Annotated in this window: 20 protein-coding genes and 1 riboswitch; of the genes, 10 read left to right on the forward strand and 10 right to left on the reverse strand. The window is 55.1% G+C overall.

Going from position 1 to position 22,691, the window contains the following annotated elements; all coding sequences use genetic code 11:
* Positions 1-19: 19 nt before the first annotated feature.
* Positions 20-808, reverse strand: a complete 789-nt coding sequence (ygiD, locus tag ACQUTD_RS01910; RefSeq protein WP_072569737.1) for a 4,5-DOPA-extradiol-dioxygenase — start codon at positions 806-808, stop codon at positions 20-22.
* Between the two features lie 196 nt (positions 809-1,004).
* On the opposite strand from ygiD, the gene zupT reads away from it, so the two are divergent.
* Positions 1,005-1,781, forward strand: coding sequence for a zinc transporter ZupT (zupT, locus tag ACQUTD_RS01915; RefSeq protein WP_318363462.1), 777 nt, complete (start codon positions 1,005-1,007; stop codon positions 1,779-1,781).
* On the opposite strand, the gene ACQUTD_RS01920 is transcribed toward zupT, so the two are convergent.
* Positions 1,778-1,978 (reverse strand): hypothetical protein, encoded by a 201-nt coding sequence (locus ACQUTD_RS01920; protein ID WP_473274570.1) that lies wholly within the window; start codon positions 1,976-1,978, stop codon positions 1,778-1,780. The genes zupT and ACQUTD_RS01920 overlap by 4 nt on opposite strands.
* A 351-nt stretch (positions 1,979-2,329) precedes the next feature.
* Here ACQUTD_RS01920 and ACQUTD_RS01925 point away from each other — a divergent pair, with 351 nt between their 5' ends.
* The 3 genes from ACQUTD_RS01925 to dsbI are packed head-to-tail and all read left to right on the forward strand — an operon-like array spanning position 2,330 to position 5,510.
* Positions 2,330-4,123, forward strand: coding sequence for an aryl-sulfate sulfotransferase (locus ACQUTD_RS01925; protein WP_473274569.1), 1,794 nt, complete (start codon positions 2,330-2,332; stop codon positions 4,121-4,123).
* Between the two features lie 35 nt (positions 4,124-4,158).
* The gene (locus tag ACQUTD_RS01930) at positions 4,159-4,827 is read left to right on the forward strand and encodes a DsbA family protein (RefSeq protein WP_473274567.1); all 669 of its coding nucleotides are present in this window, start codon (positions 4,159-4,161) and stop codon (positions 4,825-4,827) included.
* A 5-nt stretch (positions 4,828-4,832) separates the two neighbouring features.
* Complete coding sequence (gene dsbI, locus ACQUTD_RS01935) at positions 4,833-5,510, forward strand: protein-disulfide oxidoreductase DsbI (RefSeq protein ID WP_318375606.1); 678 nt, start codon at positions 4,833-4,835, stop codon at positions 5,508-5,510.
* Positions 5,511-5,580: 70 nt separating this feature from the next.
* On the opposite strand, the gene ribB is transcribed toward dsbI, so the two are convergent.
* The gene (gene ribB, locus ACQUTD_RS01940; protein ID WP_072569731.1) at positions 5,581-6,234 is read right to left on the reverse strand and encodes a 3,4-dihydroxy-2-butanone-4-phosphate synthase; all 654 of its coding nucleotides are present in this window, start codon (positions 6,232-6,234) and stop codon (positions 5,581-5,583) included.
* Positions 6,235-6,338: 104 nt separating this feature from the next.
* A riboswitch (FMN riboswitch) is annotated at positions 6,339-6,490 on the reverse strand.
* A gap of 120 nt (positions 6,491-6,610) precedes the next feature.
* Here ribB and ubiK point away from each other — a divergent pair.
* On the forward strand, positions 6,611-6,928 hold the full coding sequence (gene ubiK, locus ACQUTD_RS01945) for a ubiquinone biosynthesis accessory factor UbiK (RefSeq protein WP_072569730.1): 318 nt from the start codon (positions 6,611-6,613) through the stop codon (positions 6,926-6,928).
* A 42-nt stretch (positions 6,929-6,970) separates the two neighbouring features.
* Here ubiK and hldE read toward each other — a convergent pair whose 3' ends face one another.
* The 3 genes from hldE to ACQUTD_RS01960 are packed head-to-tail and all read right to left on the reverse strand — an operon-like array spanning position 6,971 to position 12,613.
* Positions 6,971-8,401, reverse strand: a complete 1,431-nt coding sequence (gene hldE / locus ACQUTD_RS01950; RefSeq protein WP_473274564.1) for a bifunctional D-glycero-beta-D-manno-heptose-7-phosphate kinase/D-glycero-beta-D-manno-heptose 1-phosphate adenylyltransferase HldE — start codon at positions 8,399-8,401, stop codon at positions 6,971-6,973.
* Between the two features lie 54 nt (positions 8,402-8,455).
* Complete coding sequence (gene glnE / locus ACQUTD_RS01955; RefSeq protein WP_473274562.1) at positions 8,456-11,290, reverse strand: bifunctional [glutamate--ammonia ligase]-adenylyl-L-tyrosine phosphorylase/[glutamate--ammonia-ligase] adenylyltransferase; 2,835 nt, start codon at positions 11,288-11,290, stop codon at positions 8,456-8,458.
* A 21-nt stretch (positions 11,291-11,311) separates the two neighbouring features.
* On the reverse strand, positions 11,312-12,613 hold the full coding sequence (locus tag ACQUTD_RS01960) for a CYTH domain-containing protein (protein WP_473274561.1): 1,302 nt from the start codon (positions 12,611-12,613) through the stop codon (positions 11,312-11,314).
* A 238-nt stretch (positions 12,614-12,851) separates the two neighbouring features.
* On the opposite strand from ACQUTD_RS01960, the gene ACQUTD_RS01965 reads away from it, so the two are divergent.
* The gene (locus ACQUTD_RS01965) at positions 12,852-13,472 is read left to right on the forward strand and encodes a TIGR04211 family SH3 domain-containing protein (RefSeq protein ID WP_072569727.1); all 621 of its coding nucleotides are present in this window, start codon (positions 12,852-12,854) and stop codon (positions 13,470-13,472) included.
* Between the two features lie 65 nt (positions 13,473-13,537).
* Complete coding sequence (locus ACQUTD_RS01970) at positions 13,538-14,785, forward strand: multifunctional CCA addition/repair protein (RefSeq protein WP_473274558.1); 1,248 nt, start codon at positions 13,538-13,540, stop codon at positions 14,783-14,785.
* Positions 14,786-14,828: 43 nt separating this feature from the next.
* On the opposite strand, the gene ACQUTD_RS01975 is transcribed toward ACQUTD_RS01970, so the two are convergent.
* From ACQUTD_RS01975 to folB, 3 genes are all read right to left on the reverse strand, one after another.
* Complete coding sequence (locus ACQUTD_RS01975) at positions 14,829-16,946, reverse strand: glycosyl hydrolase family 18 protein (RefSeq protein WP_473274557.1); 2,118 nt, start codon at positions 16,944-16,946, stop codon at positions 14,829-14,831.
* A 188-nt stretch (positions 16,947-17,134) separates the two neighbouring features.
* Positions 17,135-17,953 (reverse strand): undecaprenyl-diphosphate phosphatase, encoded by an 819-nt coding sequence (bacA, locus tag ACQUTD_RS01980; protein ID WP_072569724.1) that lies wholly within the window; start codon positions 17,951-17,953, stop codon positions 17,135-17,137.
* A gap of 106 nt (positions 17,954-18,059) precedes the next feature.
* Positions 18,060-18,428 (reverse strand): bifunctional dihydroneopterin aldolase/7,8-dihydroneopterin epimerase, encoded by a 369-nt coding sequence (gene folB, locus ACQUTD_RS01985; RefSeq protein ID WP_318363452.1) that lies wholly within the window; start codon positions 18,426-18,428, stop codon positions 18,060-18,062.
* Positions 18,429-18,535: 107 nt separating this feature from the next.
* On the opposite strand from folB, the gene plsY reads away from it, so the two are divergent.
* Positions 18,536-19,159: a glycerol-3-phosphate 1-O-acyltransferase PlsY gene (gene plsY / locus ACQUTD_RS01990; protein WP_072569722.1), complete on the forward strand. Its 624-nt coding sequence runs from the start codon at positions 18,536-18,538 to the stop codon at positions 19,157-19,159.
* 36 nt (positions 19,160-19,195) lie between these two features.
* On the opposite strand, the gene tsaD is transcribed toward plsY, so the two are convergent.
* Positions 19,196-20,209: a tRNA (adenosine(37)-N6)-threonylcarbamoyltransferase complex transferase subunit TsaD gene (gene tsaD, locus ACQUTD_RS01995; RefSeq protein ID WP_318374169.1), complete on the reverse strand. Its 1,014-nt coding sequence runs from the start codon at positions 20,207-20,209 to the stop codon at positions 19,196-19,198.
* Between the two features lie 238 nt (positions 20,210-20,447).
* Between tsaD and rpsU the strand changes: the two genes are divergently transcribed.
* Both rpsU and dnaG read left to right on the forward strand, forming a co-directional pair.
* Positions 20,448-20,663, forward strand: a complete 216-nt coding sequence (rpsU, locus tag ACQUTD_RS02000) for a 30S ribosomal protein S21 (RefSeq protein WP_001144069.1) — start codon at positions 20,448-20,450, stop codon at positions 20,661-20,663.
* Between the two features lie 136 nt (positions 20,664-20,799).
* Positions 20,800-22,545: a DNA primase gene (gene dnaG / locus ACQUTD_RS02005; RefSeq protein ID WP_473274545.1), complete on the forward strand. Its 1,746-nt coding sequence runs from the start codon at positions 20,800-20,802 to the stop codon at positions 22,543-22,545.
* Positions 22,546-22,691 lie beyond the last annotated feature (146 nt).

Raw genomic sequence — 22,691 nt, forward strand, 5'->3', positions numbered from 1 at the left:
TGCTTACCGGGTTTTTTGTTTACCCTATCTGTACCGACAGCATACTGATCGAGCCCATTTCCAGACCTTCCACCGGAATAGTGACCGGCTCCTGGCCGTCCCACGCGCCCAGCACGTAGAGCAGCGGCAGGAAGTGATCCGGCGTCGGGTTCGACAGCGAACCGCCTTCATGATCAAGATAATTCACCAGCGGATGCTGCTCCGTCGGCCCTTTCCAGGTCAGATTATCCTTCACATAATCGTTAAATGAGACGGCCCACGGATAAGGCGTGTTTTCGCCGTGCCAGCGCGCCGTGCGCAGGTTATGCACCACGTTGCCGCTGGCCACCAGCATGATGCCCTGATCGCGCAGCGTGGCGAGCTTGCGCCCCAGTTCGTAATGCCAGGCCGCCGGTTTGGTGCTGTCGAGGCTGAGCTGCACCATCGGAATATCCGCCTGCGGGTACATCTTGATCAGCACGCCCCAGGAGCCGTGGTCAAAACCCCAGGCTTCCTGATCCAGCGTCACCGGGATCGGCGCTAACAGATCCACCAGTTGCTGCGCCAGCGCAGGTGAGCCGGGGGCCGGATAATGGGTGTCATACAGCGCCTGCGGAAAACCGCCAAAATCATGAATGGTCTTTGGCTCCGCCATAGCCGTCACGCCGGTGCCGCGGGTAAACCAGTGTGCAGAGATCACCACGATGGCTTTCGGACGCGGCAGCGTCTCGCCAAGATGCTGCCAGGTACGGGTGTAAATGTTATCTTCAAGAACATTCATTGGACTGCCGTGACCTAAAAATAGTGCTGGCATACGCGGTGCTGACATGGTCATATCCTTACAAAGGCGGGAAATAATATGCCTTTACCTTACGCTGTTTCCGTTGCGGATAAACGCAGATAACCATGATGAAGATCATCAGGAATTTTGAATGTAAGAAATGCGTAAAGGACGAATGACCCGCTCGCGTTGGCGGTAAATCCTCATTAACATAAATGAGAATGATTATCACAAGGAGTTGTTAATGTCAGTTCCCTTGATCCTGACTTTACTGGCTGGCGCGGCCACCTTTATTGGCGCCATTCTCGGCGTGATGGGCCAGAAGCCCTCCAATCGCGTGCTGGCTTTTTCACTGGGTTTTGCCGCGGGCATCATGCTGTTAATTTCTTTGATGGAGATGCTGCCTGCGGCCTTAGCCACGCCGGATATGCCGCCTGTTCTCGGCTACGGCATGTTTATCGTCGGCCTGCTCGGCTACTTTGGCCTCGATCGCCTGCTGCCTCATGCCCATCCGCAGGATCTGCTGCCCGCCACAGAAGGCGAGCCATTGCCGCGTAACCTCAGGCGCACGGCGATCCTGCTGACCCTTGGCATCAGCCTGCACAACTTTCCGGAAGGGATCGCCACCTATGTGACGGCGAGTAACAACCTTGAACTCGGCTTTGGTATCGCGCTGGCCGTGGCGCTGCACAATATTCCTGAAGGGCTGGCGGTGGCCGGGCCGGTTTATGCCGCCACCGGCTCTAAGCGTACCGCCATTTTCTGGGCGGGTATCTCGGGACTGGCGGAGATCCTCGGCGGCGTGCTGGCGTGGCTGATCCTCGGCAGCCTGCTTTCACCGCTACTGATGGCGGCAATCATGGCGGCGGTGGCGGGTATTATGGTCGCTCTGTCGGTGGATGAGCTGATGCCGCTGGCAAAAGAGATCGACCCCAACAACAACCCCAGCTACGGCGTGCTGTGCGGCATGTCGGTGATGGGCCTGAGCCTGGTGCTGCTACAGTTTCTGGGCGTGGGCTAAGCGTCTTTCTCTGCGGCTGCCGGAGGCTGTCCGGCAGCTTTCCCCTCTTTTCCTTTTTTACTCTGGCTGAGCTTTTGCAGCCCTGCCAGCAGGGCGTCTCTGTCCTGCCGGTAGGCGGCGCAGTAGCGTTTTATATGACAGACGTAGCCCAGGATTGCCACGCCGATGATCACCAGCCAGTACCATGGGATAAACATTTATACTCTCCTGATAATCTGCTTTCGCGCGGAGGCTTTCGACGCGCATATTTTCTCATAGTGACAGACTTTTACGCTTATAAACTGATACCGATCATACAAACACCTGCTAACAGCAATAAACATCTTTATATATTCTTAAAAATAAAAGCTATGGAAGCGGCTCACATAATTTTATCAGGATGATTTACCCGCGCACGCACAGGCTTATTATTAATGCGCAGTTCATACATATTATTACTCACCACAGATTCGGTATCGCTATTAATCATGAAAGTATAACTCCGCTCAATAAACGGCAAAATCATATTTATTATGAATGATTAAAGTCGTCAAAAAAGGAATTTTATTATGCTCAAACCCTACCAGAAGCTGTTAATCGCTGGCATGGCATTATCCTTTAGCCTGACAACCGCCAGTTCCCTCGCCGCCGGATTTCAGCCTGCGCCACCGGCAGGAAAATTAGGTTCAGTCATTGTCGACCCCTACGGTAATGCCCCGCTCACCGCGTTAATTTCCCTCGACAGCCATAACATTTCCGATGTGAAAGTTACGGTGCATGGCAAAGGGGAAAAAGGCGTCCCCATCAGCTATGCCGTGGGTGCCGCGTCACTCAGGAATTACGACGGCATTCCAGTTTTTGGCTTATATCAAAAATACAATAATAAGGTCACGGTGGAGTACAAAGAAAACGGTAAACCCGTAAAAGAGGATTACGTTATTACGACATCCGCTATCGTGAACCATTATGTCGATAACCGTTCCTTCAGCGATCTGCAACAAACCAAAGTGATTAAAGTCGCTCCCGGTTTTGAAGATCGCCTTTATATGGTGAATACCCACACCTTTACGCCGCAGGGTTCCGATCTGCACTGGCATGGCGAAAAAGATAAAAATGCGGGGATCCTTGATGCCGGTCCCGCAGGCGGCGCGCTGCCGTTCGATATTGCCCCCTTCACTTTTGTAGTGGACACCCAGGGGGAATACCGCTGGTGGCTGGAGCAGGACGCGCTCTATGACGGCAAAGATGTCGATATTAATAAACGCGGCTATCTGATGGGGATCCGCGAAACGCCGCGCGGCACCTTTACGGCGGTGCAGGGTCAGCACTGGTATGAATTCGATATGCTCGGCCAGGTGCTGGAAGATCATAAATTACCGCGCGGCTTCCTGGACGCCACCCACGAGTCGCTGGAAACGCCTAAAGGCACCGTGTTACTGCGCGTGGGCAAACGCAACTACAAGCGCGATGACGGGCTGCATGTTCACACCATTCGCGATCACATCATCGAAGTGGACAAGTCCGGACGCGTCCTTGACGTCTGGGATCTGAATAAAATCCTCGATCCCCTGCGCGACAGTCTGCTGGGCGCGCTGGACGCCGGGGCGGTATGCGTTAACGTCGACCTGAAACATGCCGGGCAGCAGGCGAAGCTGGAGCCTGATACGCCCTATGGCGATGCGTTAGGCGTGGGGCCGGGCCGCAACTGGGCGCACGTGAACTCCATTGCCTACGATGCCAAAGATGACTCGATTATTCTCTCCTCCCGTCATCAGGGCGTGGTGAAAATCGGGCGGGACAAGCAGGTGAAATGGATCCTCGCGCCGTCAAAAGGCTGGAACGAAAAGCTTGCGCCTAACTTGCTGAAACCCGTGGGGAAAGATGGCAAACCGCTCACCTGCGATGAAAACGGCAAGTGCCAGAATACCGATTTTGATTTCGCTTATACCCAGCATACCGCCTGGTTGTCCAGCAAAGGCACCCTGACGGTCTTTGATAATGGCGATGGCCGTGGTCTGGAGCAACCCGCTCTGCCCACCATGAAATACTCGCGCTTTGTGGAATACAAAATTGACGAGAAAAACATGACGGTGCAGCAAGTGTGGGAATACGGCAAAGATCGGGGATATGATTTTTACAGCCCCATCACCTCGGTCATTGAATATCAGAAAGACCGTGACACTATGTTCGGCTTCAGTGGTTCCATTCACCTGTTTGACGTCGGTCAGCCCACTATCGGTAAGCTGAATGAAATCGACTATAAGACCAAAGAAGTTAAAGTCGAAATTGATGTGTTATCTGACAAACCTAACCAGACTCATTATCGCGCGCTGATGATGCATCCGCAGAATATGTTTAAGTGATGCGCTGCATTTTATCTGTTAATTAAGGAATGATTATGCTGACTAAATATCTTAAGGCTCTGCTGCGTAGCGCAGTGGTGTTATCCGCGCTCATGATGCCCTTTATGGCATCGGCGTTTACGGAAGGCACGGATTATCAGGTGCTGGAAAAACCGATCCCCAATGCCGATAAAACCTTAATTAAGGTTTTCAGCTACGACTGCCCGTTTTGTTATAAATATGACAAAGCCGTCACCGGCCCGGTTTCTGAAAAAGTCGCTGATGTGGCTGCATTTACCCCCTTCCATCTGGAAACCAAAGGGAAATACGGCAAACAGGCCAGCGAATTATTTGCCATTTTGATCCTGAAAGACCAGGCGGCGGGTACGTCGCTGTTAGATGAGAAGTCGCTGTTTAAAAAGGCGAAATTTGCTTACTACCAGGCCTATCACGATAAGAAAGAGCGCTGGGACGGCGGTGCCGATGATTTCCTGAAAACCGGGCTGGATGCGGTAGGCATGACGCGCGCGCAATTTGACGAGGCGGTGAAAACGCCAGAGGTGCAGGCACTGTATGAACGCTGGAAAGCCAGCTATGAGGTGGCCAAAATCCAGGGCGTTCCGGCTTACGTGGTGAACGGTAAATATCTTATCTACACCAAAAATATAAAATCCATCGACTCCATGGCTGAACTCATCAAAGAGCTGGCGGCTAAACAGGGATAGTGCCTATGAATTTCCTTAAGGGATTATGGCGCTCGCTAAAAACCTCGCCGGTGGACACCTTAGTCCGCTGGCAGGAGACGCGCTTTTTATGGCTGTTAATGGTGGCTGCCATGGGTGGGCTGATCGTTCTGGCGCATTCGTTTTTCCAGATCTATCTCTACATGGCTCCCTGCGAGCAGTGCGTTTATATCCGTTTCGCCATGTTCGTGATGGTATTCGGGGGGATAGTCGCGGCCATTAACCCTAAAAACCTTGTGCTGAAGTTAACGGGCTGCGTGGCGGCGTTTTACGGCAGCATCATAGGGATGAAATATGCCATCAAGCTGAACGGCATTCATTACGCGGTGCATAACCCGGATCCGGACGCGCTTTTTGGCGTTCAGGGATGCTCAACGGAACCCACCTTTCCGTTTAATTTGCCGCTGGCGTCCTGGGCGCCGGAGTGGTTTAAACCCACCGGCGACTGCGGTTATGATGCGCCCGTAGTACCGGATGGCGTGACCCTGAGCAGCGTGCAGAAATGGTTTATCGATCTGTATCAGCAGTCGGAAGGCTGGTATCTGATCCCGCCGTGGCATTTCATGAACATGGCGCAGGCCTGCCTGCTGGCGTTTGGTACCTGCTTTATCCTGCTGGTAATTATGAGTGTTGCCTGGGGAATAAAGCTGAGCCGCGCAAAATAGCGGAGCGTTAAAATGCAAAAATCCGAAGCCAGGTGACTGACTTCGGATTTTTTATTTGGCTTCTTAACGCTTAGCTGGCTTTACGCTCATGCTCACGACGGTAGGCCACCAGATCTTCAATGGTGACAACCGCCATGTTGTGCTGCTGCGCAAAGGCAATGCACTCCGGCGCGCGGGCCATGGTGCCATCATCATTGGTCAGTTCACAGAGCACGCCTGCGGGTTTAAACCCGGCCAGCGACACCAGATCGATGGTCGCTTCGGTGTGACCACCACGGGTCAGCACGCCGCCCGGCTGCGCGCGCAGCGGGAATACGTGGCCCGGACGGTTAAGATCGGACGGCTTCGCGCCATCGGCGATAGCAGCGCGAATAGTGGTGATGCGGTCAGCGGCAGAAACGCCGGTGGTCACGCCATGCGCGGCTTCGATGGTCACGGTAAAACCGGTGCCGTAAGCGCTGGTGTTGTTTTCGACCATCATCGGCAGGTCGAGCTGTTTACGGTGCTCGTCGGTCAGGCACAGGCATACGATGCCGCTGCCGTGACGGATAGTCAGCGCCATTTGTTCAACGGTCATGGTTTCGGCGGCGAAAATCATATCGCCTTCGTTTTCACGGTCTTCGTCGTCAAGCACCATTACCCCACGGCCTTCGCGCAGTGCGGTTAACGCGAGTTCAACGCGTTCAGAAGGAGTGCCAAAAGAAGAAAGCAGCGTCTGATTCATGGTAAAAAAACCTCATTAACATTATGGTTACCAGAATCAGGGCAGTCTTAGGAGTACCGCACAGCGGCAAAAAAATAACGTGAACGGGCCTCGCCCGTCTGGATCGTTACTCTCTCCCATCCGGACTCTAACCGTCGGCCCCGGAATTACACCGGATCTGCTGACCTTCAGATTTGCATCTGAAGCGCTCGCGGGCTTTCGGCGTAGCTGCCGATTTACCGCCGGTGGGGAATTTCGCCCCGCCCTGAGAATAAGCGCGATAACTATAACGCTATTGATTATTGGCGGCAATGCCCGCGGCGTAAACAAATCTGGTTTAACCCTGCGCTTAACACGCTACAATGTATGCTATTACCCACACGAACAGGGAACGACTATGATTGACCCGAAGAAAATTGAACAGATTGCCCGTCAGGTTCACGAGTCCATGCCGAAAGGCATTCGCGAGTTTGGCGAAGACGTAGAGAAAAAAATCCGTCAGACGCTGCAATCGCAACTGACGCGTCTCGATCTGGTCAGCCGTGAAGAATTCGATGTGCAGACTCAGGTTCTGCTGCGCACCCGCGAGAAGCTGGCGCTGCTGGAGCAACGCATCAGCGATCTGGAAAATCGCCACACCACAGAAGAAGTGAAGCCGGCTCCGGCCATTCCGCCGGTTGACGTGGTAGATGTCGACACGGACGTGCAGAAATAAAAGACACTGCCCGGCCAGTGTCGCGCTGCCGGGCAATTCGTCTTACTGGCTGTCTTTCTGGATCTTTTTGATGATGTTGGTGGTTGAACACCCATCTTCAAAATTGAGCACCATCACTTCCCCGCCATTCGCCCACACTTCTTCGCTACCGGCGATCTGTTCTGGCTTGTAATCCCCGCCTTTTACCAGCAGGTCCGGCAGAATACCGGCGATCAGGCGCTGCGGCGTATCTTCTTCAAAGGACACCACCCAGTCCACGGCTTCCAGCGCGCCCAGCACGATCATGCGCTGTTCGAGCGGGTTTACCGGCCGCGTTTCCCCTTTCAGACGTTTCGTGGACGCATCGCTGTTTACCGCCACAATCAGGCGATCCCCCAGCTTACGGGCATTCGCCAGATAAGAGACATGGCCCGCGTGGAGAATATCGAACACGCCGTTGGTCATCACCACTTTTTCGCCACGCTTGCGGGCGGCCGCCACGGCCTGTTTCAGCTCTTCTTCGTTCATCACGCCGAAGCCGGTTTCTGAACGACCGCGCACGGCGTTTTCCAGCTCGATAGGGGATACCGTAGAAGTACCCAGTTTCCCCACCACCACACCGGCTGCCGCGTTAGCGAAATAGCAGGCCTCTTCCAGCGTGTTGCCTGCCGCCAGCGTCGCCGCCAGCACGCCAATGACCGTATCACCGGCACCGGTAACGTCGTACACTTCCTGCGCCTGGGTCGGCATATGCAGCGGTGCTTTACCCGGTTGCAGCAGCGTCATGCCCTGCTCGGAGCGCGTGACCAGCAGCGCCGAGAAATCAAAGTCGGCGATGATTTTCATGCCGCGCTCGACGATCTCTTCTTCGCTTTTGCACTTGCCTGCCACCGCTTCAAACTCGGAGAGGTTCGGCGTCAACAGCGTGGCACCGCGGTAGCGCTCAAAATCGGTGCCTTTCGGATCGATGAGTACCGGTACGCCCGCATCGCGCGCCAGTTTGATCATCTGTTGCACCGTCGTCAGCGCGCCTTTGGCGTAATCAGAGAGCACCAGCGCGCCAATGTTGCCAAGCGCCTGGCTGATACGCTCATGCAGCGGCTCAGGATCAACACCTTCAAACCCTTCTTCAAAGTCGAGGCGGATCAGCTGCTGGTTACGCGACAGTACACGCAGTTTGGTGATCGTCGGATGCGTGGGTACAGAAACAAAATCGCATTTGACGTTAACGTCAGCCAGCGTTTTGCTGAGCGCGCGCGCCGCATCGTCGATGCCGGTCAGGCCCACCAGGCGCGAGTTCGCCCCCAGGGACGCGATGTTCATCGCCACGTTCGCCGCGCCGCCTGGACGTTCTTCGATGGTATCCACTTTCACGACGGGCACCGGCGCTTCCGGTGAAATACGGCTGGTTGGGCCGTACCAGTAGCGATCCAACATGACGTCACCGACCACCATGACACCTGCACGTTCAAACTCTGGCAGCGTTACTTTCATTCCAGACTCCAGGCAATTTCAAAAATTTTGCGCGCGATAATACCACACTGGCGGTTAAGCGCACGGTTCCACCAGCCACTTCTGCCAGCTGGCGCTGACCTGCTGACGGGCTTGCATAAAGCATGACCGCGCCACATGACCAGGTTGTTCCTGCAACGCCAGATGATGCAGCTCATCGCGCAGCGTGGTGTAGGCCTGCGTCAGCGCCTGCGCCTCGTCGTCATCCATGATGTCGTTCTGCGCCAGCAGTTCAAGGATGCGCACATTATCGGACCAGCGCGTCAGCTTTGGCTTGTCGCACGCGTGGCGCAGCACCAGATACTGGGTGATAAACTCAATATCGGTAATGCCGCCCTCATCGGTTTTCAGATCAAAACGATCCTTATGCTTATTCCCCAGATGCGCGCGCATTTTCTCGCGCATCTCGCGCACCTCTTTTTGCAGGGTTTCGCCTTCCCGCGGCGTCATCAACACCTCGCGACGAATGGTGTCGAAAGCGGTTTTCAGCAGCGGATCGCCGTACACCACGCGGGCGCGCACCAGCGCCTGATGCTCCCACGTCCAGGCTTCATGCTGCTGATAATCCGCAAAGGCTTCGGCAGTTGTGACCAGCATTCCCGCCGCGCCGGACGGACGCAGACGGGCGTCCACTTCATAGAGAATGCCCGACGAGGTGCGGGTGCTGAACAGGTGCATAATGCGCTGGGCGAGGCGCAGGTAGAACTGGCGGCCATCAATTTCCCGCTCGCCATCGGTCATCACCTCTGCCGGGCAGTCATGCAAAAACACCAGGTCGAGATCGGAACTGTAACCCAGCTCCCAGCCGCCGAGTTTGCCGTAGCCGACCACCGCAAAACCGCGCCCTTCCCGATCCTGAAGATGAGTCGGTTGCCCGTAACGCGCCACCATTTGCGTCCACGCCTGCTGAACAACGGCGTCAATAATCGCCTCCGCCAGCCAGGTTAAGTGATCGCTCACTTTCATCACCGGCAGCGTACCGGCGATGTCACCGGCGGCCACGCGCAGCATTTGCGCCTGCTTAAACTGGCGTAACGCTTCCAGTTGTTGCTCTTCGTCCTCTTCCGGCACGCGCAGCAGATACTGGCGTAGCTCGTCGCGATAGGCGTCCATTGCCGTCGGCTGATACAGCGTGCGGGTATCCAGCAGTTCATCCAGCAGCAGCGGATAACGCGCCAGTTTGCTCGCCACCATCGGCGAGGCGGCGCACAGGGAAATCAGGTGTTTGAGCGCGCCGGGAAATTCGCTCAGCAGTTCCAGATAGGTCGTGCGAGTGACGATGCCGGTCAGCAGCGGCGTCAGGCGTGACAACGGCACCGGCGCGTCATCCCGCGAGCAGACCTCGCACAGCAGGTGCGGCATCAGGTGATCGAGCACCTGGCGACCGCGCGGGCCGATGGTGCGTTTATCAATTTCTTTACGGAAGTCGGCGATCAGCGCCACCACGCGGCGGCGATCGTCGTCAGACAGATGCGCCAGCCCCGGCGTGGTGTCTTCTTCATGCAGCGCGTCCTGCCACAGTTCGCGCCACTGCTCAGACAGCTGTTCATCAGGGGATGCGGATTCATCGTCGCCGATCAGTTCGTTAAACACCCGGCGCACCGCCGCCATGTGCGTCGCCAGGCTTTGGGTCAGCCCATCCCAGTCCGGCGCGTTCATCCCCCACGCCAGCCGCGCGCGGTTGAGATCGTCCCCCGGCAGGGTCTGGGTCTGCTCATCGTTGATGCTTTGCAACAGGTTTTCCAGACGACGCAGATACAGATAGGCAGCACGCAGAGTGTTCGCATCGCCGGGCGGCAACAGATTCAGCTGGTCAATGGCCGCCAGCGTCGGCAGCAGCGCGCGGCATTGCAGCGACGGCTCACGCCCGCCGCGGATCAGCTGGAACACCTGCACGATAAATTCGATTTCGCGGATACCGCCCGCGCCCAGCTTGATGTTGTCCTTCAGGCCACGGCGGCGCACCTCGCGGGCGATCATGCCCTTCATGTTACGCAGCGACTGGATGACGCTGAAGTCGATATAACGACGGAAGATAAAAGGCCGCAGCATGGCGCGCAGTTCGTTGCTATAGGTGCCGTCGTTGTCGCCCATAATGCGCGCTTTGACCATCGCGTAGCGCTCCCAGTCGCGCCCCTGCTCCTGGTAGTAATCCTCCAGCGCGGCAAAGCTCAGCACCAGCGGTCCGCTGTCGCCAAAGGGGCGCAGACGCATATCCACGCGATAGACAAAGCCGTCCTGCGTGGGCTGGTCGAGCACTTTAATAAGCCGCTGCCCCAGCCGGGTGAAGAACTGCGCGTTATCCAGTTCGCGACGTCCGCCGCGGGTCACGCCGTTTTCCGGCCAGGCAAAAATCAGATCGATATCCGAGGAGAAGTTCAGCTCGCCGCCGCCGAGTTTGCCCATCCCAAGGATCAGCATCGGCTGGGGTTGCCCCTCCTGGCTGCACGGCGTGCCCCATTCACGGCAGCAGGCGTCATACAGCCAGTCGCGGGCGGCGACGATGAGCGTCTCCGCCAGCACGCTCAGCTGTTGCAGGATGTCCTCATCCGAAATCTGCGACAGCGCCTGCGCCCAGGCGATGCGCACCATGATACGGCGGCGAAACAGACGCAGCTCGCGCATCAGGGCGGCTTCATCCTGCACCCCGGACAGCGTCGCCTGCAACTGACCGGCATACTCCCGCCACTCATCCGCTCTGACGGGCTCATGTTCAAGCGCCGTCAGCCAGTCAGGATGGGCGATAAGGCTGTCGCACACAAAATCGCTGAAAGTGAGCACCGACTTCGCCTGCGGGCTAAGGGAGGCGTCGGGCAGACGTTCAACTACTGTCTGCCAGTGTTGCTGTAAGGATGAGGAAAGCGGCATCATCGCGGTGATCCTTTGCCTGGGTTAGCGTTTCCCGCTGTGCAGCCAGTACGGTTCCTGCATGTTGGCTTCGTTGCGGAAATGTTCAATTTCAATATGCTGGCCGGTTTTGATGGCGTGCAGCAGCCCCTGCCAGTTCTCAATCCACGCCTTAGCCTGCACCTCATTATAAAAGCCGGACATCAGCAGCACGCTGTCGATGTCACGAGACAGGCGCGGCAGCTGGTCGCGATAACGATCGCCCAGCGGATGCGCAAAGGTGGTTCTCAGCTCGGCGGCGTGGCGGGAAAGATGGGTATCCGCAAAACGCTTGAACGAGTCGCCGATTTTCGCCTCGCCTTTCGCATCCAGGAAAGGACGCCAGCCGCGCGTCAGCAGCCACTCGGTGAGCGCCAGTTTCGCTTTCGCCGTTTCGGGGCTATACACCGCGGTTTCGGCGGATACGGCAGAAGTAATGGTGGCTTCAGTCCGGGTCAGCAGATCACGTAAGTGAGCGCTCGCTTTTCGCGGTACAATGCCGCCGAACAGCGTCAGCGTGTGACGAACCAGCGCGATCGCCTTCATCACTTCCTCTTTCGCTGCGCCCTCGCCGCGCACCCACAGCTCTTCATGGTACTGCCACTGCGCCAGCGCCATTTCGAGGGCGGCTTCAAGCCCCTGCTCAATGGTGGCTTTTGGCACCACCGGCAGAATACCGGTAGGTTTGATCTTGCGCGGGGCATTGCCTGCGGCCAGATGATACCCGCGCGCTGCCTTGCTCAGGCTGCCCTGACGCAGACCGGACTGCGTCACCAGCTGGTGCGCCAGCTTCAGCACGTCGTCACGCTCGCCGCTCAGCAGTTCGAGCTCCAGCTCGCAGATCGGCTCCTGAAACTCGCCGGCTTTGACTTCGCCACGATCAAGGGCGATCTCAATGCGGCTGTCGCCGACATTCACCAGCCACTTTTCCCGCTCAAAATCGGTGCTGAACAGCGGGCTGACGCGGGCGGCTAAATCCTCCGGCAAGCCGCCCTCCGGCCAGACTTCCGCCGGGAAGCGCGCCAGATCAAGCTCCGGACCATCAATGTCGATGTTATATTCCGGGCGCTGATGCAGCCCGCCCACTACACGACCGGCGATTTTCATCGTCATTTCATAGCGATCGCCGACGCCGCGAATGCGCAGCCCCATATCATGCCCACGCAGCCAGTTATCCGGCGTTTCGTAGTAAACATTGAGCAGTTTTGTCGGCGCAACGTGCTCAGTGGTCAGCGTGTGCAGGTGGCTGCGCAGCGTTTCTACGTTCTGTGGATTAACGATAAATTTTAATTCGATTTCTTGAGCCATGGTCTTGTACTTATGGTTATGTCACAACAGTGAAAATTTCGGCGAACTTACCCGTTTGATGTTTGTCAGTAGATAGTATTTTGCGCCAAATTGCCATTCTGTGAGACATTGGCGGCCTGAAAAATTCGCAGAAGTGGCAGGTTTGACCTGGATGATTCTTATTGATGCCGAATACTTTGCCTCGTCAGACTGATGCCACTACTATCGTTCCACTTTTTATGACACTAACGACTGCCTGATGCCAAAATTACGCCTGATAGGACTGACCTTATTCGCACTTAGCGTTACTACTGTGGCTCACGCCGAAGAAAAGCGTTACGTTTCTGATGAACTGAACACCTGGGTACGCAGCGGCCCGGGTGATAATTACCGCCTGCTGGGTACCCTGAACGCCGGTGAAGAAGTTGTCCTGTTACAGACAGACAACAATACCAATTATGCGCAGGTGCGTGACAGCAGTGGCCGCACCGCATGGATCCCGCAAAAAGAACTGAACAGCACTCCCAGCCTGCGCACCCGCGTACCGGATCTGGAAAACCAGGTCAAAACCCTGACCGATAAACTGACTAACATTGACAACACCTGGAATCAGCGCACGGCTGAAATGCAGCAGAAAGTGGCGCAGAGCGACGGCGTGATCAACGGCCTGAAGCAGGAAAACCAGAAGCTTAAAAACGAACTGATTGTGGCGCAGAAGAAAGTGGATGCCGCCAATCTTCAGATCGATGACAAACAGCGTTCGATCATCATGCAGTGGTTTATGTATGGCGGCGGCGTGCTGGGCGCGGGCCTGCTGCTCGGTCTGGTGTTACCGCACATGATCCCAAGCCGGAAACGCAAAGACCGCTGGATGAGCTGACGCCGATTCGCCATCTTCCCCGGAGTTACGTATCATTAACGGGAATGTAACCATGGGGAAGCGGTGTGAAGAGTTATCTGGTCGGTGGTGCGGTTCGGGATGCGTTGTTAAAGCTACCGGTTAAAGATAAAGACTGGGTGGTGGTCGGCGCCACCCCGCAGGAGATGCTTGACGCGGGCTACCAGCAGGTAGGCCGCGATTTTCCGGTATTCCTGCATCCCAAATCTCACGAAGAGTACGCGCTGGCGCGTACCGAGCGAAAATCCGGTTTTGGTTATACCGGCTTTAGCTGCTATGCCGCGCCAGACGTCACGCTGGAGCAGGATCTGCTGCGCCGCGATCTGACGATTAACGCCATGGCGCAGGATGATGACGGCACAATCATTGATCCCTATAACGGCCTCAGCGATCTCAAAATGCGTGTGCTGCGCCACGTTTCCCCGGCTTTTAATGAAGATCCCCTGCGCGTGCTGCGCGTGGCGCGCTTTGCAGCCCGCTACGCCCATTTGAGTTTCCGTATCGCCGATGAAACCCTGGCCTTAATGCGCGACATGACTGCCGCCGGTGAGCTGGAACACCTGACGCCAGAACGCGTGTGGAAGGAAACGGAAAACGCTCTCGGCAGCCGTAATCCGCAGGTCTATTTTATGGTGCTGCGCGAGTGCGGCGCGCTGAAAGTGCTGTTCCCGGAACTCGACATTTTGTTTGGCGTGCCCGCTCCGGCGAAGTGGCACCCGGAAATCGACACCGGTATCCATGTGCTGATGACCTTATCCATGGCGGCGATGCTCAGCCCGGATCTGGATGTGCGTTTCGCCACGCTCTGTCACGACCTGGGCAAAGGTTTAACCCCGAAGCATCTCTGGCCGCGCCATCACGGCCATGGCCCGGCGGGTGTGAGGCTGGTGGAAAACCTTTGCACGCGCTTAAAAGTGCCCAATGAACTGCGCGATCTGGCGAAGCTGGTGGCGGAATATCACGATCTTATCCACACCCTGCCGATCCTAAAGCCGCAGACCATCGTTAAACTCTTTGATGCCATCGACGCCTGGCGCAAGCCGCAGCGCGTGGAGCAGATCGCGCTCACCAGCGAAGCCGATGTGCGCGGCAGAACCACTTTTGAAGCCACGGATTATTACCAGGGGCGTCTGTTGCGCGAGGCCTGGAAAGCGGCGCAACAGGTGACGAATAAAGAAGTGATTGACGCAGGCTTTAGCGGCCCGGCCATTCGTGAAGAGCTGACCCGTCGGCGAATTGCGGCGGTAGAGGCGTGGAAAAAAGCGTCCGGCGATATGCTGCCGGACGCGTCTTAAATCCTGCTTAACGGCCCTTTTCCGGACAGAAAAGGGCCGGTTATCAGTTCGTTTTAGTTACGCCAATGGAAGACACATTGTTATTCATATTCACGGAATTCATATTTGCTATGTTTTGACCGCCCTTCACTTCAATATATTTGCCTCTGTAACCGGTATCGCTATACAGACGTACCGAGTAGCCTTCCGCCACTTTAATGGAAGAGATCATATCGTTGAATTTCACATCACCTGTCAGTGCAGGCATGTCATCTTCAACCGTCAGACTCAGGCCGCTAAAATCAGTGTCTTTAAACGCCAGCGCTTTGACCACTTTTACCGAAGAGGTTTTATCGTTTAACCACGACGGCATTTCCTCTACCGTTTCCGGGATCATGGTTTTAGTGCCCGTATACTCGCAGTTGCTAAAGATCGTAATCCCTAACGAGTCTGCTCCGACGTTGATTGAAGACGTCATATCATTTGCTGAATGATTTGCAGAGTCGTAAACCTTCGTCAGACAAGGAATGTCCTCTTTTACGTCCAGCTTCGCGCCTTTGAACTTCATATCCCTGAACAGCGTTGCTTTTACGCCGTTGCCCGGTACCGGTTGGGTATTGTCCAGAATATCATCGACAATATGGCCTAACTCATGTTCCGGCGTATCACCGCTCAGATCCCAGATGATCGCGCCGCCGAAATTCTGCTGCTGAATATAATTTACTTTATCCTGCACTGACTGCGGATCGTCATAGGTCAGGAATTCGCGTTTGGATGCACTGTAGAGATAAGGGACGTGTGATTCCGTATCCCAGTAACGCTTATATTCGCCGCTCGCCAGTTTTTCTTTCAGCACATACCAGGGGTTAGTGCCGGTAAACTGCCCTGCGTCATCCCAGGCACCTTTCACAGTTGCAGTGCCGCTCACCATAAAGCCCGGTAAACCTTTCACCACTTCGGTTGGCGCAACATTACCCCAGCCACGCCCATAGTAAGGAATGCCCATCATCAGTTTCGCTTTCGGTACTTTCCAGGTATTGGCGTATTCCATCATCGCCGAGGAAGAATTGAGTTTTAAATCGGCATCTTTACTGTTGGCATAAAGCGGCGCGTTGTGTCCGGTAATCGGATCAAAGGCACCGTGCATGTCATAGGCCATCACGTTGACGCTATCCAGTAACGGCACGGTAACTTCCGGGTTAATGTACTTGATATTTTTATGGTTGGTCGTTGTCGCAATCGACAATTGATAATATTTATCATCCTGTAAACCTGCCGCGTCCAGCTTAGTGCGCAGTTTCTGGATGAGCCTCGTAAACTGGGCTTTTTCAGCGTCGCTATCCGGGTATTCCCAGTCAACATCTATACCGTCGAAACGCCAGGTGCGCATATAGGACACCATGCTGTCCGCCAGGGTTTCGGTGCTCGCATCGGTAGCGGTCGCCGCTTCAAATACGCCCTCAGCGGAGTTAGTCCAGCCACCGATGGAGATCATATGCGTGACGCCGGCCATTTCCGTACGCTGATCGAGATCGCGCATGAGATCCGGGCCTTTTTCTTTATCATGGGTGGTAACCCGGCCTTCTTTCACCACTGCAAAGCCGTAGTTCACATGCGTCAGACCGGAATAGTCGATTTTATCCGGGGTAAAGTTCTTATGCGCATCATAAATGCCCCATTCCGGGAAATAACCGATAACTTTACGCTGTGCAGCCACTTTTGCTTTTTCTGTAGCCTGCAAATCTTTTGCTTTCTGGCCGGTATAAGGCGTGAACTGGAATTGCGCATAGATATTAAACTCGGCCTTATCGCCTTTTTTCCATACCGGATCGGTGGAGGGGCTAATCCCCTGATCAACCCACCACTGCGCCGTCCAGTAATAGCCGAGGAAACGTACTTTTTCGCCGCCACGATAGGTTCTGTTTGGATCATAAGGGTGCGAAATAATGGCCAGTTCATCTTTCTGCGCCACCAGTCCCACTACCGTACCCGGGAAGTTATTTTGCTTGCTGTCGGTATAGGCCTGCCAGGAATAGCCATTATCCTTTGAGATCATCATCCAGGCATCCAGCCCGGAAAAACTGTTGGTGTCGTCATTTCCTGTCACGTTTGCAGCACAAGCCAGCGATGGCAGTCCGGCGAAGGACAATATCATCGCTGCGGTTAATTTATTTAATTGCATAGGTACACTTTTCCTTTATCCCTAAAGTTAAAACCATTAGCTTTGCTTAACTATAAGCACGGCTGGTTTAAACCTAATAATTAAGGCTGTAAAGTTAATTACTTTTTTAGCAAAACTAAGGGAAGGGAAAAGCATTATTCAGACAAATAAAAAACCCCGCCAATGGCGGGGCTTGTTAGCGTCTGAAATTACATAAAGACGAGGTATACCGCACCTGCAACGATAAAACGATAAATTGCAAAGGGAATAAACGAAATACGTTTAATAATTTGCAGGAATGTTTTTATCGCCACCAGCGCGACAATAAAGGCCGTAATAAAGCCAACGGCGAACATCGGGAAATCCGCCATCGACAGGAAATGATAGCTTTTATAGAGATCCAGCACGGTGGCGCCCATCATCATCGGCACCGCCAGCAGGAACGAAAACTCAGAAGCTGCGTAACGACTGACGCCCATCAGCATCCCGCCGGAAATCGTCGCCCCGGAACGGGAAAAGCCCGGCCACAGCGCCAGACACTGGAAGCAGCCGATGATAAACGCCTGACGGTAGGTCATATCGTCCAGACCCGCCGCGCGCGGTACTTTTGGCTTCAGACATTCGGCAGCAATCAGCAGCACGCCGCCGACAACCAGCGCATACATCACGTTAATCGGGTTGAATAACGATTTGATGGTATCGTGGAAAATCAGCCCCAGCACCACGGCTGGCACCATACCCAGCAGAATATGGATTAACGTTAAGCGCCCTTTGCCCTCTCCCTCGTGCGGCGGATGCCCAAAGTGAATACCAATAAGACCAAACAGACGTCGCCAGAACATCACCACCACGGCGAGGATAGATCCTAACTGGATCACCACCTCAAAGGTTTTCGCGGTTTCGCCTTCAAATCCAAGCAGATGCCCGACGATGATCATGTGACCGGTACTGGATACCGGCAGAAATTCAGTCAGTCCTTCGACAACACCCAAAATCGCTGCAATCAGCAGGGAGTGCATATCGCTCATCAATTAAACCCCTAAAAAGTAAACAAAACGGTCGGCTCGCCAGCGAAGCCGCGTCAGGCCCTGACATCAGACCGGTATACTGGCATTTGGTTTAATAATTATGAAGTTAATTGTTTTGTTTCGGATTAAGCCCACGTTCGATGATCACGCCGACGTTTGCCGCCCGCGCCACCGCGCCCGGTTTGCTGACTTTGATACGCACCCAGGGCGACGCAAAACGGCTCAGCAGCAGCTCCGCCACTTCCTCGGCCACCCGCTCCACCAGCGCAAAACGCTGACCTTCCACATGGCCGATCACCGTGTCGGCGATATCGGCGTAGCTCAGACAGTCGCTTACGTCATCGCTTTTCGCGGCAGCCTGGTTATCCCACGCCATTTCGATATCGAACATCAGTTTCTGCTCGATCGTTTGTTCCCAGTCGTAAACACCAATGGTGGTGATTACCGAAAGTTGCTCTATAAATACAATGTCCATCACGCCCCGCCTGGTTTTTGGCTAACCTGGATACCACTTTCAAAAAATTATGCGTATTATCCACAGATGCAGAGAATAAAACGACATTTTCAAAACGGAACAGCGTTATGAGTGCAATCGCGCCTGGAATGATCCTCCTCGCGTACCTTTGCGGCTCAATCTCCAGCGCCATTCTGGTCTGCCGCATCGCGGGTCTGCCTGACCCCCGCGAGAGCGGATCCGGGAATCCCGGAGCGACCAACGTCCTGCGAATTGGCGGCAAGGGAGCAGCCGTAACGGTACTGATCTTCGATGTCCTCAAAGGCATGCTGCCTGTCTGGGGCGCGTATGCATTGGGCATCACGCCGTTCTGGCTGGGGCTTATCGCGATTGCCGCCTGTCTGGGCCATATCTGGCCGGTCTTCTTTCATTTCCAGGGCGGTAAAGGCGTCGCCACCGCGTTCGGGGCGATCGCGCCTATTGGCTGGGATTTGACGGGCGTCATGGCGGGTACCTGGCTGCTGACGGTGTTACTTAGCGGCTATTCGTCGCTGGGAGCCATTATCAGCGCGCTGATTGCGCCCTTTTACGTCTGGTGGTTTAAACCGCAGTTTACCTTCCCGGTGGCCATGCTCTCCTGTCTGATCCTGTTGCGGCACCATGACAACATCCAGCGTCTGTGGCGCAGGCAGGAGACAAAAATCTGGACGAAGTTCAGAAAAAAGCGCGAAAGGGATAATACCGAAGAGTAGTTTTTATGCCGGATGAGCTTCATCCGGCATGCATCATCACGCCGCAGGCAGCTCTGCCAGCGGCCAGCGCGGACGAACCGTAACGCCCAGATCCGCCGTCGTTCCGGCTTTCAGCCTGACCATACCCGCATAAGCGATCATCGCGCCGTTATCAGTGCAAAACTCCGGACGCGCATAGAACACCTCGCCGCGGCGCTTTTGCATCATATCGGCCAGCTTCGCGCGCAGCGTGCGGTTCGCGCTTACGCCGCCCGCCATCACCAGACGGCTGAAGCCGGTCTGATCCAGCGCGCGTTTGCATTTGATCATCAGCGTATCCACCACCGCGTCTTCAAAAGCACGGGCGATGTCAGCGCGGGTTTGATCGTCGTTGCCGTTGCTGCGAATGGTGTTGGCCGCGAAGGTCTTCAGGCCCGAGAAGCTGAAATCCAGCCCCGGACGATCGGTCATCGGACGCGGGAAGGTAAAGCGCCCTGCCGTTCCTGCCGCCGCCATTTTTGACAGCATTGGCCCGCCGGGATAATCCAGCCCCAGCAGCTTCGCGGTTTTATCGAAGGCTTCTCCGGCCGCATCATCGATCGACTCGCCGAGCAGTTCATAATGCCCGATGCCCGTCACGCTGATGAGCTGGGTATGACCGCCGGAAACCAGCAGCGCCACAAAGGGGAATTCCGGCGGGTTGTCTTCCAGCATCGGCGCTAACAGGTGACCTTCCATATGATGTACGGCGATGGCCGGCACATCCCAGGCAAAGGCCAGCGAACGGCCAACGGTCGCGCCGACCAGCAACGCCCCTACCAGACCCGGCCCTGCGGTATAGGCTACTGCATCTATCTCCTGCGCGCTGAGGTTCGCTTCTTTCATTGCCGCCTGGATCAGGGGCACGGTTTTGCGCACATGGTCGCGGGATGCCAGTTCCGGCACCACGCCGCCGTAGTCAGCGTGTAATTTCACCTGACTATACAATTGGTTGGCTAAAAGCCCTTTTTCATCGTCATAAATGGCGATGCCGGTTTCATCGCAGGATGTTTCAATACCCAGTACACGCATGGTGGTTTCTACCTCTTTTCAATACCGCGCAGTGTAGGGCGAATGCCCATGCTTGTAAAACTTTGCTCACCCCGTCTTGCCAGTTCGTGTATACTCGTCCCCCTTACAAAAGTCCCTTGCAAAGAAGGGTAGCGGTGCTTTACAAAGCAGCAGCATTTGCAGTAAAATTCCGCACCATTTTGAAATAAGCTGGCGTTGATGCCAGCGGCAAACCGATTTAATCAAAGGTGAGAGGCACATGCCGGTAATTAAAGTACGTGAAAACGAGCCGTTCGACGTAGCTCTGCGTCGCTTCAAGCGTTCCTGTGAGAAAGCAGGTGTTCTGGCGGAAGTTCGTCGTCGTGAGTTCTATGAAAAACCGACTACCGAACGTAAACGCGCTAAAGCTTCCGCAGTGAAACGTCACGCGAAGAAACTGGCTCGCGAAAACGCACGCCGTACTCGTCTGTACTAATGTATTGAGGGCTTAAGCTCTCAATTTTACAGGCTGAGTTGTAGTTGTAAGGCCGTGCTTCCGAAAGGAATGCGCGGCTTATTTTCGTTTATGATCTGACATACCTGAACGCCTGGCGCTGAGGGTAATGGGGCACATGGCTGGACGAATCCCACGAGTATTTATCAATGACCTGCTGGCGCGCACCGACATCGTCGATCTGATCGATGCACGGGTCACGCTTAAAAAGCAGGGCAAGAATTATCACGCGTGTTGTCCGTTCCATAACGAAAAAACCCCCTCTTTCACCGTAAACGGTGAGAAACAGTTTTATCACTGCTTTGGCTGTGGCGCGCACGGTAATGCTATCGACTTTTTAATGAACTACGACAAGCTCGAGTTCGTGGAAAGCGTAGAAGAACTGGCGGCCATGCACAATCTCGACGTGCCTTTTGAAGCAGGCAGCGGGCTGACCCAGATAGAGCGCCATCAGCGGCAAAGCCTCTATCAGTTAATGGACGGCCTGAACACGTTTTATCAACAATCCCTGTTGCAGCCTGTCGCCGAGCGTGCCCGCCAGTATCTGGCCACGCGCGGATTAAGCAACGATGTCATCGCACGATTCGCCATTGGTTTTGCCCCTCCCGGCTGGGACAACGTGTTAAAGCGTTTTGGCGGCAACCAGGATAATCGTCAGTCGTTGACCGATGCCGGCATGCTGGTCACCAACGATAAGGGACGCAGTTACGACCGTTTTCGCGACCGCGTGATGTTCCCGATCCGCGATAAGCGCGGGCGGGTGATCGGTTTTGGCGGTCGTGTGCTTGGCGACGACACGCCCAAATATCTGAACTCCCCGGAAACCGATATTTTCCATAAAGGCCGCCAGCTGTACGGCCTGTATGAAGCCCAGCAGGATAATGCGGAACCGCCCCGCTTGCTGGTTGTCGAAGGCTATATGGATGTGGTTGCCCTGGCGCAGTACGGCATTAATTATGCGGTCGCCTCGCTGGGTACCTCCACAACTGCTGAGCATATTCAGCTGCTGTTTCGCGTTACCAACAGCGTGATTTGCTGTTACGACGGTGACCGGGCAGGCAGAGAAGCCGCCTGGCGCGCGCTGGAAACCGCGCTGCCGTTTATGACCGACGGCCGTCAGTTACGCTTTATGTTTCTGCCGGATGGCGAAGATCCCGATACGCTGGTGCGTAAAGAGGGTAAAGAGGCGTTCGAAGCGCGGATGGAGCAGGCTCAGCCGCTCTCCACGTTTTTGTTTAACAGCCTGATGCCGCAGGTCGATTTGAGTACCCCGGATGGACGCGCGCAGCTCAGCACGCTGGCGCTGCCGCTGATTACGCAGGTACCGGGTGAAACACTTCGTATCTATTTACGGCAAGAATTAGGTAACAAACTGGGCATTCTTGACGATAACCAACTTGAACGTTTAATGCCCAAACAATCCGAAAATGGCGCGGTCCGACCTGTGCCTCAGCTAAAACGCACAACCATGCGTATACTGATAGGATTGCTGGTTCAGAACCCCGAGCTGGCACCGCTTGTGCCGCCGCTGGAAGGTCTGAATCAGGAAAAATTGCCCGGACTTGGCTTATTTGCCGAACTGGTCAACACTTGTTTGTCACAGCCTGGCCTGACCACCGGTCAACTGTTAGAGCAGTATCGCGGCACAAATGAAGCCGCCACCCTTGAAAAGCTGTCCATGTGGGACGATATAGCTGATAAGGACATTGCAGAAAAAACGTTCACCGACTCGCTGAACCACATGTTCGACTCGGTACTTGAGCTTCGGCTCTCAGAATTGATCGCCCGCTCGCGGACCCACGGGTTAACGCCAGCGGAGCGCGAAGAGGTGCGCGTCATTACTGAAGCGCGCGCCCGCAAATGAATTTAACGGCTTAAGTGCCGAGTATCGTTCGGGAAGACCCCGACAGCCGCATTGAAGGGCAGCGGCAAAAATATAAGTAAGCCCTCATTAGCTTATGTTGGCGGCTTAGTTTCGCCGACCGACACCAACCCTCATGAATTAAGTGT

Source organism: Enterobacter sp. K510 (genome assembly GCF_055804875.1).

Coding starts and splice junctions, on each gene's coding strand:
- ygiD (WP_072569737.1), bottom strand. CDS start 808: ATGTCAGCACCGCGTATGCCAGCACTATTTTTAGGTCACGGCAGTCCA.
- zupT (WP_318363462.1), top strand. CDS start 1,005: ATGTCAGTTCCCTTGATCCTGACTTTACTGGCTGGCGCGGCCACCTTT.
- ACQUTD_RS01920 (WP_473274570.1), bottom strand. CDS start 1,978: ATGTTTATCCCATGGTACTGGCTGGTGATCATCGGCGTGGCAATCCTG.
- ACQUTD_RS01925 (WP_473274569.1), top strand. CDS start 2,330: ATGCTCAAACCCTACCAGAAGCTGTTAATCGCTGGCATGGCATTATCC.
- ACQUTD_RS01930 (WP_473274567.1), top strand. CDS start 4,159: ATGCTGACTAAATATCTTAAGGCTCTGCTGCGTAGCGCAGTGGTGTTA.
- dsbI (WP_318375606.1), top strand. CDS start 4,833: ATGAATTTCCTTAAGGGATTATGGCGCTCGCTAAAAACCTCGCCGGTG.
- ribB (WP_072569731.1), bottom strand. CDS start 6,234: ATGAATCAGACGCTGCTTTCTTCTTTTGGCACTCCTTCTGAACGCGTT.
- ubiK (WP_072569730.1), top strand. CDS start 6,611: ATGATTGACCCGAAGAAAATTGAACAGATTGCCCGTCAGGTTCACGAG.
- hldE (WP_473274564.1), bottom strand. CDS start 8,401: ATGAAAGTAACGCTGCCAGAGTTTGAACGTGCAGGTGTCATGGTGGTC.
- glnE (WP_473274562.1), bottom strand. CDS start 11,290: ATGATGCCGCTTTCCTCATCCTTACAGCAACACTGGCAGACAGTAGTT.
- ACQUTD_RS01960 (WP_473274561.1), bottom strand. CDS start 12,613: ATGGCTCAAGAAATCGAATTAAAATTTATCGTTAATCCACAGAACGTA.
- ACQUTD_RS01965 (WP_072569727.1), top strand. CDS start 12,852: ATGCCAAAATTACGCCTGATAGGACTGACCTTATTCGCACTTAGCGTT.
- ACQUTD_RS01975 (WP_473274557.1), bottom strand. CDS start 16,946: ATGCAATTAAATAAATTAACCGCAGCGATGATATTGTCCTTCGCCGGA.
- bacA (WP_072569724.1), bottom strand. CDS start 17,953: ATGAGCGATATGCACTCCCTGCTGATTGCAGCGATTTTGGGTGTTGTC.
- folB (WP_318363452.1), bottom strand. CDS start 18,428: ATGGACATTGTATTTATAGAGCAACTTTCGGTAATCACCACCATTGGT.
- plsY (WP_072569722.1), top strand. CDS start 18,536: ATGAGTGCAATCGCGCCTGGAATGATCCTCCTCGCGTACCTTTGCGGC.
- tsaD (WP_318374169.1), bottom strand. CDS start 20,209: ATGCGTGTACTGGGTATTGAAACATCCTGCGATGAAACCGGCATCGCC.
- rpsU (WP_001144069.1), top strand. CDS start 20,448: ATGCCGGTAATTAAAGTACGTGAAAACGAGCCGTTCGACGTAGCTCTG.
- dnaG (WP_473274545.1), top strand. CDS start 20,800: ATGGCTGGACGAATCCCACGAGTATTTATCAATGACCTGCTGGCGCGC.